The sequence below is a fragment of the Paraburkholderia sp. FW306-2-2C-D06C genome (genome assembly GCF_058781505.1).
The window spans coordinates 214,833-225,822 of sequence record NZ_JBYSWU010000006.1 but is presented as its reverse complement, the minus strand read 5'-3'; the positions used below and the strand labels follow the sequence as shown (position 1 = coordinate 225,822).

The 10,990-nt window shown below is 63.5% G+C and carries 8 protein-coding genes and 3 pseudogenes; 9 read left to right on the top strand and 2 right to left on the bottom strand.

What is annotated here, in order from left to right; all coding sequences use genetic code 11:
* Positions 1-104 precede the first annotated feature (104 nt).
* The 9 genes and pseudogenes from AC3WLT_RS07040 (at position 105) to AC3WLT_RS07000 (ending at position 8,720) form a co-directional block, all read left to right on the top strand.
* Positions 105-1,060: pseudogene (locus tag AC3WLT_RS07040) on the top strand (LysR family transcriptional regulator).
* A gap of 57 nt (positions 1,061-1,117) precedes the next feature.
* A pseudogene (locus AC3WLT_RS07035) lies at positions 1,118-1,465 on the top strand (ATP-binding protein); the annotation flags it as partial.
* Positions 1,447-2,832: a sigma-54-dependent transcriptional regulator gene (locus AC3WLT_RS07030; RefSeq protein WP_492591180.1), complete on the top strand. Its 1,386-nt coding sequence runs from the start codon at positions 1,447-1,449 to the stop codon at positions 2,830-2,832. The pseudogene AC3WLT_RS07035 and the gene AC3WLT_RS07030, both read left to right, overlap by 19 nt.
* Before the next feature lie 142 nt (positions 2,833-2,974).
* Positions 2,975-3,754 (top strand): hypothetical protein, encoded by a 780-nt coding sequence (locus tag AC3WLT_RS07025; protein ID WP_492591179.1) that lies wholly within the window; start codon positions 2,975-2,977, stop codon positions 3,752-3,754.
* A gap of 58 nt (positions 3,755-3,812) precedes the next feature.
* Complete coding sequence (locus AC3WLT_RS07020; protein WP_492591178.1) at positions 3,813-4,373, top strand: hypothetical protein; 561 nt, start codon at positions 3,813-3,815, stop codon at positions 4,371-4,373.
* 12 nt (positions 4,374-4,385) lie between these two features.
* A pseudogene (locus AC3WLT_RS07015) lies at positions 4,386-5,638 on the top strand (MFS transporter).
* Between the two features lie 33 nt (positions 5,639-5,671).
* On the top strand, positions 5,672-6,925 hold the full coding sequence (locus AC3WLT_RS07010) for an arsenic transporter (protein WP_492591177.1): 1,254 nt from the start codon (positions 5,672-5,674) through the stop codon (positions 6,923-6,925).
* A 317-nt stretch (positions 6,926-7,242) separates the two neighbouring features.
* Positions 7,243-7,869, top strand: coding sequence for a glutathione S-transferase family protein (locus tag AC3WLT_RS07005; RefSeq protein WP_492591176.1), 627 nt, complete (start codon positions 7,243-7,245; stop codon positions 7,867-7,869).
* A 113-nt stretch (positions 7,870-7,982) separates the two neighbouring features.
* A complete protein-coding gene (locus AC3WLT_RS07000; RefSeq protein WP_492591175.1) occupies positions 7,983-8,720 on the top strand; it encodes a transporter substrate-binding domain-containing protein in 738 nt (245 codons plus the stop codon).
* Positions 8,721-8,794: 74 nt separating this feature from the next.
* Here AC3WLT_RS07000 and AC3WLT_RS06995 read toward each other — a convergent pair whose 3' ends face one another.
* Together AC3WLT_RS06995 and yfcF are read right to left on the bottom strand one after the other, a co-directional pair.
* Positions 8,795-10,309: a thioredoxin family protein gene (locus AC3WLT_RS06995; RefSeq protein WP_492591174.1), complete on the bottom strand. Its 1,515-nt coding sequence runs from the start codon at positions 10,307-10,309 to the stop codon at positions 8,795-8,797.
* 34 nt (positions 10,310-10,343) lie between these two features.
* Positions 10,344-10,979, bottom strand: coding sequence for a glutathione transferase (yfcF, locus tag AC3WLT_RS06990; RefSeq protein ID WP_492591173.1), 636 nt, complete (start codon positions 10,977-10,979; stop codon positions 10,344-10,346).
* Positions 10,980-10,990 lie beyond the last annotated feature (11 nt).

Below are 10,990 nucleotides of genomic sequence, written 5' to 3'. Positions count from 1 at the left end.
CATGAATTCTGGTGATCACTACGGATTTGCGCCAGACGCCCCGTATGCAATCCATGATTGCACCGGACGCCCTGCCTGGCCCAGCTTTCCACTATGCTAGAGGCATGCCACGCGTCGACCTCAACCTCCTGGCCGCCTTGGATGCGCTGCTGACCGAACGCAGCGTCACGGCAGCGGCAAAGCGCATGAACCTCAGCGTCTCTGCCATGAGCCGCGCGCTCACCCGCCTGCGCTCGGCCACAGGCGACCGCCTGCTGCTGCAGGCCGGCCGCACGCTGGTCCTAACCCTTACGCCGAACAACTGAGCCAGCGCATCCCCGTCTTGGCTCGCGAAGCGGAGGCGGTATTGAGCCCCGCCGACCACCGGTTCGACGTCGCCACCCTTGAACAAAGCTTCACCCTTCGAGCGGGCGAAGGCTTCATCGACCTGCTTGGCGCGGCCTTGATGGACCGGATCCATCGCGCGGCGCCCGGCGTGCAGCTTCGCTTCACGCCCAAGCCGGATTGGGGCGCCCAGCCACTGCGGGAAGGCACGGTCGATCTCGAGATCGGCACCGTTAGGACCTCGGCCCCCGAGGTGCGTACGCGCCGGCTTTTCCGTGACCGTTACGTGGGCGTGTGTCGCGTCGGCCGTCCCCTCTTGGGCGGCGCCGGCATCAGCGTCGAGCACTGGACTGCGTGCGGCCACGTGGTGACCTCGCGCATGGGGGACATGGAGAACCCGGTGGCCGTGGCCTTGGAGCCACGGGGCCTGCAGCGGAAGGTGTTGATGGTGGTACCCGCCTATACCAGCGCCATGCAGGTAGCCCGCCACTCGGACCTGCTCGCCGTCGTCCCGCATTCCTGCCTCGGTAATCCGTTCACGCCTGATCACGCCTTCGCCAACGGGCTGCAGTGCTTTGAGCTGCCCGTCCCCACGGCGGCGTTCAACGTCTCGGCGATCTGGCATCCACGCCTCGACCAGGATCCGGCCCATCGCTGGCTTCGCGCTGAGGTGCTGGAGGTGTGCCTGGCCGCTTATCCGCACGATCCGCTTACGGACTCGCTGCAGTCTGCATGAACCCATCGGCCGGCGAGCAACGTCGGCTCCTGCGGCAGAGTTCGGGGTGCGAACGCACAGCCGCAGTTCGATGCGGAGCAACTACGGCGCGCGCTGGACAATCTTCTGCTCAATGCGCTGCGCCATGTTCCGCAGGGAGGGATGGTGACGGTCATTGCCGGAAAGGAACCCTCAGACGTGCGAACAAACCTGAGGATCGCCGTACGTGATGATGGACCCGGCGTGCCGCCCGAACAGCGTGAGCGGATTTTTGAGCCCTTCGTGACGGGCAGGCCTGATGGCTCGGGACTGGGCCTTGCCGTTGTACGGCAGGTGGCTGCGGCGCACGGAGGCCGCGCCTACCTTGAGGATTCGCCTTCGGGCGCGTGCTTTGTGATCGAGATTCCATGGCAACCATTCTCATAGTCGACGACGACGCGGCGTTCCGCGACGGGCTGACGGAAACGCTCGCCGACCTCGGGCATCGTGTGATCGAGGCAACGTCAGGCGAAGCTGCGCTGACGACGCTCGCTGGCACCGCCGTGATCGACTGCGTATTTCTGGACTTCCGCCTGCCCGGCATGGACGGACTCGAGGTGCTTGAGCGCCTGCGCGAGCTGGACCATCGCGGCTCGACGCCTGTGGTCATGCTGACTGCCCACGCGACCAGCGACAACACCATTGGCGCGATGGGACTGGGTGCCTTCGAGCATCTGACGAAGCCAGTAGGCCGCGCCGAAATTGCTGCGCTGCTGGAACAGATATTCCGCGCGAACGTCGGCCCCATCGTTGCCGACCTTGCCGTCGACGAAAGCGCCGACCTGCGTTCGACCCGTGCTCGACTGCTCGGCGTGAGCGACGCGATTCGGGAAGTGCAGAAGCGCCTGGGACGAGCCTCGCAGTCCGATTCGACCGTGCTGATCACCGGGGAGACAGGAACCGGCAAGGAAGTCGCGGCGCGCGTGCTGCACGAGGCATCGTCGCGTCGCACCGGTCCCTTTGTCGCGGTCAATTGCGCGGCCATTCCGGCGGAGCTTCTCGAAAGCGAACTGTTCGGTCACCGTCGCGGCGCTTTTACGGGAGCTTCGAATGATCGTACCGGGCGGCTCATCGAGGCGCATGGCGGGACGCTCTTTCTCGATGAAATCGGCGACATGCCGCCGCCCATGCAGGCGAAACTCCTGCGCGTGCTGCAGGAGCGCCAGGTGACCCCGCTCGGCTCGGACAAGCCGATGGAAATCGACATCCGTGTGATTGCGGCGACGCATAGAGACCTCGACTCGATGGTGGCCGAAGGGACGTTCCGGCGGGATCTGCTGTACCGGCTCAACGTTGTTCCACTGCATCTGCCACCGCTCGCGGACCGCGTAGCGGACATCTTGCCGCTCGCCGCGAACTTCCTGTCGCTCGCTCTCGTGGGCAGCGCACGACGCATGCATCTCAGCAACACCGCGCAGCGCGCGTTGCTAGCGCACAGCTGGCCCGGTAACGTCCGGGAACTGCGCAACGTCATGGAGCGCGCTGCTGCGCTCGCGCCGGGCCCAGCGATCACGGAGCATGACCTAGGGCTGACGGCCGCGACCGTCGCAGCGGACGGCGCCGCGCCCCCGTCCCTGGCACTGCCGGCCACGTTACTGGAGCAGCCGCTCGCCGATGCACTGGCCCAGGTGGAGCGGGCCATGATCGTGCGGGCGCTCGAGCGCTCGGGTGGTAACCGTGCCGAAGCGGCCCGGCGTCTTGGCATCAGCCGTCAGTCGCTATATTCGCGGATAGCTAACCTCGGACTGGACTAAACCTGTCCAGCAATCCGACACCGATGTCAACGAACCGGACGCATGTCGGCATGCCAATCACGGCGAATCCCTTGATTGGCTGGCGCTCGCAGATTGGCATGGGCGTTGCGTATAGCTCGGTATTCCGTTACCGGAGCGAATCATGCAACGCTTCCCGTCCTCATCGGCCTCGACGTACCCGGTGCTCCAGCAACGACGCCCCGGAGCATCGACGAGAGCGATCGTCGCGCTCACGTTCGTTGCTTTGACCGCTGCGTGTGCTGCCCAGACGCCGGTCACGTCGCCCGCGCCCGCTCCTCCGCCTGAAGCAGGGCAGCCACTGCCTCCAGCGCCTGCCGCAGTACGTCCCCCGATGCCGCTCCAGCAGACGCCCGTGGTGCAGGGCACGGTGAGTCGGTTCACGATCAACCCGGAAGGCGACGTCGACGGCTTCCTGCTTAGCGACGGCACGCTCGTCAGCTTTCCGCCGCATATGGGCTCGGAGCTCGTCGCACTCGTCCAGCCTCGCGACCGTGTCGCAGTCGACGGTTTGCGCGCCGGCACCGGGGACGTCAAGGCTCGACAGATCCAGAATCTGCGCACGGGTCAGCAACTTGTCGACCAGCCTCCGCCGCCGCCCGATGCGCGCCGTCTGCCTCCGACGCTGCGCGGTGCGGGTCTTGTGAAGCTGACGGCGCAGGGAACGATCCTGCATGTCACGACGGCGCCGCTAGGCGAACCCGATGGCGTGTTGCTGCGTGATGGCACGATCATCAAGCTCACTCCGCTCGCCGCTCAGCAGTTCATCGACATCCTGAAGCCAGAAACTGAGGTCGTCGCGGCTGGCTACGGTACGCGTAACCAGTACGGTGAGGCCCTTCAGGCGACCTCCTTTGGCACGCCGGGACGCATGGTGAATCTCTACGGCAGCACCACCCGATGAGCATTGCTCCAACCCGATTCGTATAACCCATTCACACGCCCAACTGAGGAGTTGAACCATGCATTGGATCGATCCGTCCTTTCTTCCTGAAACCCGCGGCCGGGTTTCGCAGTTCCTGCTCAATCCACGCGGCGAGGTTGACGGCCTGATTCTCGACGGCAACCGGCAGGTGCATGTGCCGCCCCACCTGTCGACGCAGGTTACCCGGCAAATCGCAACCGGCGACCGGGTGCGCGTGCGCGGCGTCAAACCCCGCACAGCAGAGATGGTCGCAGCCGTGTCGCTGACGTCGGATCAGGGTGTGGAAATCATCGACAACGGTCCGGACCACGACGCTCCAAAACTGCCGAAAGCCGAAGGCCAGCCGATGGAGGCAAGCGGAGAAGTCATCCTCTCGCTCTACGGGCCAAAGGGCGAGCTGCGCGGCGCGCTGCTCGAGGAGGGTACTTCGCTGCGGATGCCCGCACATGCCGCCGCAGAACTCGTCGATTACCTGAGCACGGGAGCGCATGTGCACGCGTGGGGGCACGGGGTGAGGTCGAAACACGGCCGCACGATCGACGTGCACGAGATTGCTGAACTCGTCGACTCCTCCGACGGCGTCGTAGAACACACCTGAGTGGTCGCCATCATGAAACCTACCCGCGCACTCGAGGCACTTAACTTCTTCATGGCCGACGTGCAGGCGGGCATCGGACCGTTCATCGGTGTGGTCCTTCTGGGGCGCGGATGGGGTGCCGACGCGATCGGCACCGTGATGACGCTCGGCGGCATCGCAGGGATGGTCGCGACTTCCCCCGCGGGTGCACTTGTCGATTCGACAAGGCACAAACGCACCGTCATCGTCGCAGCCGGGGCGATGAGCACGCTCGCTTCGCTCGCATTGTGGGTATCGCACGGATACTGGATGGTTGCCGCTTCGCAGGTCGCAACCGCGGTGACCGGCGCCGCACTCGGCCCCGCTGTGGCCGGGGTCACGCTGGGTATTGTGCGTCAGCACGGTTTCGACCGCCAGTTCGGTCGCAACCAGATGGCCAACCACGCTGGCAACGTCGCCGGTGCGGCCCTTTCCGGGTGGCTCGGCTGGCGCTCGGCTTTGGTGCGGTGTTTGCCCTTGCGGCGATTTTTGGCGCGCTGACGGTGCTCACTGTCCTGAAGATCTCCGGCCACGCGATTGATCACAACAGCGCCCGCGGACTTGCACCATCAGCATCCGCTGACGGGCACGCCGGTCATCGGGCGAGCGGTCTGGGAATCCTGTTCGAAAGCAGGCCGTTGCGACTGCTCGCAGCATCGCTCGCGCTATTCCACCTGGGTAACGCCGCGATGCTGCCGCTTTACGGGATCGCGATCGTCGCTACCCATCAGGGCGATCCGAGTGCGTTCACTGCCGAGACGATCGTGATCGCCCAGACTGTAATGGTCGGTACCGCGTGGATTGCGCCCCGCCTCATTCGTTGGCGGGGCTACTGGGCGACGATCCTGATCACGTACCTGGCACTTCCGATGCGAGGAATGATTGCGTCCTTTCTGATGAGCGCGTGGGGCGTGTGGCCGGTACAGGTACTAGATGGCGTCGGGGCGGGCCTCCAAAGCGTTGCCGTGCCGGCGCTGGTCGTACGCCTGTTGCAGGGGACAGGCCGGGTGAACATCGGTCAGGGCGTGGTGATGACGGTCCAGGGGATCGGCGCTGCGCTCAGTCCCGCGCTGGGCGGTGTGCTGGCCCAGCGATTCGGTTACGCGACCGCGTTTCTCGCACTCGGTGCGATTTCGATGGGCTCCCTGGCACTGTGGCTCGGCTTCGGGCGCGCGGTGAGGCACGCGTGCCGCGCACAACCGGAATCGCTGCAGCCGAACCGTGGCGCCGCGACCGCGACGTCGTGATCGATTTCATTGATCCATTGCAGACACAGGCACGTGAATCCAGTTCTTCTCTCCTGGTGCATCGCCGCGCTGGCGACCGCCGGCGTCATTGCCAGACCATTTAACTGGCCCGAAGCGGTGTGGGTGGTCGCGGGCGCGATACTGCTCCAGTGGCTCGGATTATTGCCAATGAGTCTTGCGTTGCAGGCGGTCGGCAAGGGCACCGATGTCTATCTCTTCCTCATCGGCATGATGCTCCTCTCGGAAATCGGCAGGCGGGAGGGACTCTTCGATTGGTTCGCAGTGCTCGCGGTGAACCACGCCAGAGGTTCTCCGCGACGGCTGTTCGTGTTGGTCTATCTCCTGGGCATGGTGATCACGACGTTTCTCTCCAACGACGCGACAGCTGTCGTGCTGACCCCAGCGGTATTCGCAGCGGCAAGGAAGGCGAAAACCAAACCGTTGCCGCTGCTGTTCGTCTGCGCGTTGATTGCCAACGCCGCGAGCTTCGTTTTGCCGATCTCGAACCCGGCCAATCTCGTGCTGTATGGCAATCACACGCCCGCGCTCGGCAGGTGGCTTGTGCGATTCGCCTTGCCTTCTCTACTCTCGATTGTCGTAACCTTCGTCATGCTGCGATGGTCACAACGCCGCGAATTGGCAGGGATGTGCGCAGCGGATGTGCCTGCCGTTGATCTGTCCGCCGGGGGGCGTTTCGCGCTGGCTGGCATAGGGGTGACGGCTGCCGTGCTGCTGGCCGTCTCATCGCTCGATCTGCAACTCGGGCTACCGACGGCGATTCTCGGCACGCTGACCATGGTCGTCGTGCTATGGCGCGACCGCACATCGCCCTGGCCTCTTTTGAAGGAAGTATCGTGGAGCGTGCTGCCGCTGGTGGCAGGACTCTTCGTGCTGGTGGAGGCGCTCGATTACACCGGAGTGATCCGGATGCTTGCCGGCCTGCTGCAGGTATTCACGTTGCAACATGAACCCGTGGCGGCCGCATCGGCCGGTATGATCATCGCGCTCGCGAGCAACGTGATCAACAACCTGCCCGCCGGCCTCATGGCGAGTTCGACGTTGTTGCAGGCGCATAGTCCGGAGCGCATCATCGATTCGGTGTTGATCGGCGTCGACATCGGTCCGAATCTTTCGGTCACCGGGTCGCTCGCGACCATCCTGTGGCTCACGGCTATCCGGCGCGAGGGCGAGCGTGTAGGCTTTTTCCAGTTCCTCGTGGTGGGTGGAGTCGTGATGCTGCCGGCGCTCCTGGTCGCACTTGGCGCACGATTGCTGACAGGCGGGTAACCCGCAAGATCAAAGTGCTGGCGGTGAAAGTCGGCGTCTCTTATTGCGGGGGAAGCGGTCATTCGACGGCTAAGTTTCAATGACGCTTATGGGTCGGCTATGGAGCTCGACGGGCGGATGCGACCGACGATCATCGGAGGTCGCTCGATTTCCAGGATCGGCCAGGAAGGGACACTCAACCCTGACACATGGATCGTTGACGATTTGCCTATCTGCTGCCGATTAGCCGCGTCGAACTGGAGGTCGCAGGCTTCGTTAAACTACGGTATCCGCGCCTCTCATGCGCGACGGGGACTAATTCTGTGGCAAGAGACGAAGTGGTGACCCTTTACGGAGCCGCATGGAGCGTCTATGTGCGCATCGTGCGGCTTGCGCTGGAAGAGAAACAGGTTAAATATGGCTTGGTCGAGGTAGATGTATTCGCAGACGCAGGCGTTCCGCACGAGCATCTGACGCGTCACCCATTTGGCCGCATTCCGGCCTTCGAGCATGGCGATTTCCATCTTTACGAGACAGGCGCGATTGTTCGCTACATCGATGACGCTTTTCCTGGATGCAAACTCCAGCCGCCCGATCCGAAAGCTCGGGCCAAGGTAAACCAGATCGTTGGAATACTGGACGCATACGCTTACAGAACATTCGTTTGGGACATATACGTTGAACGGGTGGTTTCAGCCCGCGAAGGCCGGTTAGCAGATGAGCACAAGATCGCCGCCGCGCTACCGCGTGCCGCCGTATGTTTATCCGAGCTGACCAGGCTGTCTGATGACCAAGGGTTCATGATTGGCGGTGGCGTGACCCTTGCCGATCTGTACGCCGCTCCGATCTTCGCATGCTTCATGCAGGCACCTGAAGCCGTCAACTTAATGCACACGTGCGAAAAGCTCGTCGATTGGTGGCAACGATTCGCATCTCGCACCAGCATGTCCCGAACAGGACCGTGAGCAGATGCCTGCTGCACGCAACGGCCAAAACGCCACATCCGTGCGTGCAACTGGAATCGTCGAAAATCGGCTCAAGGGACTTGATGTCCCTTTTCCTTTCGTGAGACACAACGATGAAGGTAACGATTGCCTATATCGAGGAACCACCGTTCGGTTGGACGGAAGCGGACGGAACACCCACTGGTGCTGACATTGAGCTCGCCGAAGCGATTCTGCGGCAGATCGGTGTCTCCCGGATCGAGCATCGTCTGACGACGTTTAGTGAACTGCTACCTGGCGTCGAAGCCGGTCGGTGGGACATGAACGTTCCACTTTTCGTAACGCCCGAACGGGCTGCTCGGGTGGCGTTCAGCGTGCCCGTATGGGCGATCGGGGACGGCTTCCTAGTTCGGGCGGGCAATCCAAAGTCGCTTAAGAGCTATGCGTCACTTGCCAAACGCCGGGATGCGCGCCTTGGCATCATTGCGGGCCAGGTGCAGCACGACTCGGCAAGGGCAGCGGGAGCAACCGAGGAACAGATAGCCATCTTCGAGCATCAGAGCGACGCTATCGCAGCGGTGCGCTCGGGGGCGATCGATGCATACGCAAGCACCGCCTTGGGAAATCGCATACTTGCGGAGAGCATCGACGATTCGGTCCTCGAGGCTGTGGAGCACGACCGGGAAGCGAGTGAGAAGCACCGAAATCTTCCTGTCGGAGCATTCTCGTTTAATAGAAAAAACAGAGATTTGCTCAATGCGGTGAACGAGCACCTGAGTTCATATTTGGGCTCATCAAGCCACCGCGCTCGCATGGCGAGATTCGGCCTGACACACAACGAGATTGATCCTGCTCTCGTCCGTCGGGCATAAGACAGCCATCGGCCACAACCGGTCACTCGACGCTTCGGTCCAAATCGTCAACAATCGACTCTTCGGGTCAGTGTTCATCCGCGAGCGACTTCAGCGTCCTCCCAATACCGGGCGTAAAGCGCCTGCAACTCGTCGCCCTTGCGACGCAGGGTTGCCACCGCATCGAAGAACAGGCTACGCTTCTCTTCGCCGGGCAGCCCAATCATCGCGCCCTCGGCGGTGCCAAGCGCGGTGAAGATCCGCGCTGCCAGTCGTTCGGTTTCCGTGCGCACGCGGCCGATGCGCTCACAAATCGTCTCCAGCACCGCGGCATGGTCCTGCAGGTGCCAGCCTAGACGGTTCAGACGGAAGCGCACGCACACATCCGACCCCTCCCACCAGCTACGCGCGAAGTCCAGCTCAGCGTCCGTCACGCCGGCGAACTCTTCCTGCAGCTCATTGTGACGCCGCTCCCAAGTCTGCAGCAGATCAGCGAGTGTTCCGAAGTTGGCGGGCGGCGGGCCGCACTTCTTCCAGATGGCATCCACCGGCCTCGCGCCATCGTGCTTGACGCCTGCGTAAGCTGCTCGCGCATTGCGGATCGCCGACCCGTGGGCCCAGAACTCCGCCATCACGCAGTGCACGATGTTGTTGCGGACCGTGCGCTGCTTGCCCAGCGAATAGTTCTCGTGCAAATGCTGGCGGTCCCAGTCGCTCAGGCGCAGTCCATGTAGCGTGCCTTGCAGCGAACGGTACGACACCTGCCAGTGCTGCAGGATCAACTGGGCCTGCGTCAGCGGAGCACCCTTCGACTGCCGCAGTCGCATTGCAGTGTTTCCGGCATCCAGCAGCGTCTGGTAGACGCCGAGACACACTTCGCGCAGACAGTCCGAGTAATGCGCCCAACCGCCTTCGCCCGGCGTGCCGGGCCAGTCGGTCATCAGATCCGTATCGGGGATCGCGGTCAGCAGCGAGCAGAAGCGCCGCACCTCATTCGCGATCTCCGACAGAGCCGGCAGCGCCGGTGCGACCGGATGGGCACGCGCTTCTTCCGGATATCGCCCACTGTTTTGTGCGACGGGCAGCCAATACCGCGCCTCCTCATAGGTCAGCGAATCGGTCGCCTGCGCGACGACCTCGCTCAGCGCCTGCCCGGCGAGCGCGAAGTCGCCGTTGAACAGGTGGCGCTTGCCCAGCCCCAAGGCTAGCTGCCCGAGGAACTGCGCGACGCCGATGTTGCCGGCCACGTCGTGGTACACCCGGGTATAGCCAAGATCCAGCCGGGTATGCAACGGCGCACCCAGGAACTTGTGGAAGATGTCCCCGTTCGAGGAGATGAGCTGCACGACCGGCGACATGATGAAGATGTGGCTGCCCACCAGCGAAGCGACACGCGTGTCCACCCGCCCCTGCTCGACCTCCACCCACATCGGGATGGCGGCCATGCCGATGGCGTTCTGGACGGCCTCGTTGGACAGTACCTCGTGTGCCAGCCGCTGGCAGCCGCCGCACGACTGGCTGTGGAAGTAGATCAGGATGGGCTTGTCGTTGGCCACGGAAGCCGCGATCGCTTCCTCGTGACGGTCTTGTGTGATCCAGTCGATCGTCATGACGCACTCCTTGGGTTGGCGCGTGAAAAGAAGGTCATACCGAACGGGCGCGCAGCCAGCGCTGCACCGGGTCGCTTTGCCACTGCGCCTCGACGTAGTCGACAAGGCGTTGAGGGACTGGGTCGTCGTTGGCGACCAGGCGCTTGAGCATCACGGCAAGGTCCAGATCAGCGATGCTCCAGTCCCCATACAGATGGGCGTTGCCCTGAGGCAGAAGCTTGTCGGCCACCTCGTACAGATGCTGGGCGCAGGCTTGCGCGCGCGCAGACAGCGGCTTCTGCGACAGGGCGATGAAGATGACCTCGGTGGGACGCTCGTTGCGGATCGGCTGCAGGTCGCTGCGCAGCCACGCCTGCAACTGACGCGCGCGGGCGCGCGCATGGGTGTCCCGCGGATACAACGCCGGTGCATCCGGCGGCGGTAGCAGCTCCTCCAGGTACTCCGCGATGGCAGAGGACTCCGTGAGGAAGAAGTCGCCGTGGCGCAGCAGCGGCACCCGCGCAGTGAGCGACGGGATCGCGAAGTCCGGCTCCCGGTTCTGGCGTTGCGCCAGGTTGACCGAGCGCACCGAGAAATCCAGGCCCTTGTGGGTAAGTGCCGCGTAGGCACTCAAACCCCACGGGCTGGTGAAGTCGGAGTCGACCACCAACTCCATGCTGTTGCGATTCATTTCGTTGCACT